Raw genomic sequence first — 1,242 nt, forward strand, 5'->3', positions numbered from 1 at the left:
GATGCTCTTATTGGTGCAAGAATCAAGGCCATCTGGTCAACCGAACCGTGGCAGGAATATCTCCAGGCAAGCGCGACATGTCATAGAAGAAGATAGTCAGCTGTTTCCCTAAGCCAAGAAGTTCCTCAAAGATAGCAGCTCGATCGATCGTGGCTATGTTCCATTGAAACTTCCAGATCTCTCTCGCCTCTGAAAAAGTCATGCTTTCTTCGACATAGTAGAAAGGGACAAACCCGTTATCTCGCATATAAGTTAGTAGCTTCGGTAGTGCACCTAAAACTCTGCCATCAGGTTTAATGGTAACCTGGCAAATCCCCTGTAAAGTTTGACGCTTATTTCCACTATCCATATCTGAAAAGGCAGACAACGCAGCACGAAAACTTGGTTCCTCAGAATACTCTCTAATTTTCTCTGGGACTGCAGTAAACGAACGCCAGTCTCCAAGTTCGTTCGTCAACTTCATCACCTCATCAGCCGATAGCTTTCGCTTAAGACCTTCGGAAGGATCTCTGTCGAGCCTCTGTTTATATTGACTAGCTTTTGTCATTTCCACTCATCTCCAGATATTTCAAAATCACGGTCTTATATTCCGGCAAGAGATTTTGCAAACCCGAAATCTCATCCTTTCCAAATAAACCTAGCTTTTCATGTTCGATGCTTTCACTAATATCAATCCCTTCATTCAATGACACGGTGACCCCATATGCGATAATCGCAACCGGATTTTCCACTTTCGGATCTCTTAGAAGAAACGCATCTACTAGGGTATCGGGGAGAGTCTCCAAATTTGCCTCTTCTTTCAACTCGCGCTGAGCTGTCTCGCGAAGCGATAAGTCTCCCCTGTCCGGCCAGCCTCCGAGTAGCTCCCAATCCCCCCTAGGATTAAGCCCCAATAGCACCTTACCGCCGAGGACTGGAATAACCTTCACACTAGCGTGAACAAAAAACCATCCAGTTTGAGAGTCGATCATTTTTCTCCTTAGATCACGTTATCGAATACTTTGGGGGACAAAAAAGCTGTAGCCGAGCAAATTCCCGTTACCAATATTGCCGAAAGCGCGAATGAGTATCCTGCAGAAGAAGCTTGCGCTAAGCAAGCCTCAACGACGATAAGGACTTTCCTCCGATCAACCATAAGAAGGTTGCGCGCATCATGAAATCCATGGGGCTAAAAGGCTTTACCAAACAACGTCGATGTATCACCACACGGCGCAAGCCTGGCCACCGCGTCATGCCAGATTT

Annotated in this window: 2 protein-coding genes and 1 pseudogene; 1 reads left to right on the top strand and 2 read right to left on the bottom strand. The window is 46.2% G+C overall.

Annotated features, from left to right (window positions below; translation table 11 throughout):
• Positions 1-22: 22 nt before the first annotated feature.
• On the bottom strand, positions 23-547 hold the full coding sequence (locus tag HMPREF3148_RS07295) for a hypothetical protein (RefSeq protein WP_049064374.1): 525 nt from the start codon (positions 545-547) through the stop codon (positions 23-25).
• On the bottom strand, positions 534-971 hold the full coding sequence (locus tag HMPREF3148_RS07300; RefSeq protein WP_005531122.1) for an NUDIX domain-containing protein: 438 nt from the start codon (positions 969-971) through the stop codon (positions 534-536). The genes HMPREF3148_RS07295 and HMPREF3148_RS07300 overlap by 14 nt, the downstream gene beginning before the upstream one ends.
• A 122-nt stretch (positions 972-1,093) precedes the next feature.
• Here HMPREF3148_RS07300 and HMPREF3148_RS13550 point away from each other — a divergent pair.
• A pseudogene (locus HMPREF3148_RS13550) lies at positions 1,094-1,242 on the top strand (IS3 family transposase); the annotation flags it as partial.

It is taken from the genome of Corynebacterium sp. HMSC05D08, from assembly GCF_001807215.1.
Classification (GTDB): Bacteria; Actinomycetota; Actinomycetes; order Mycobacteriales; family Mycobacteriaceae; genus Corynebacterium; species Corynebacterium striatum.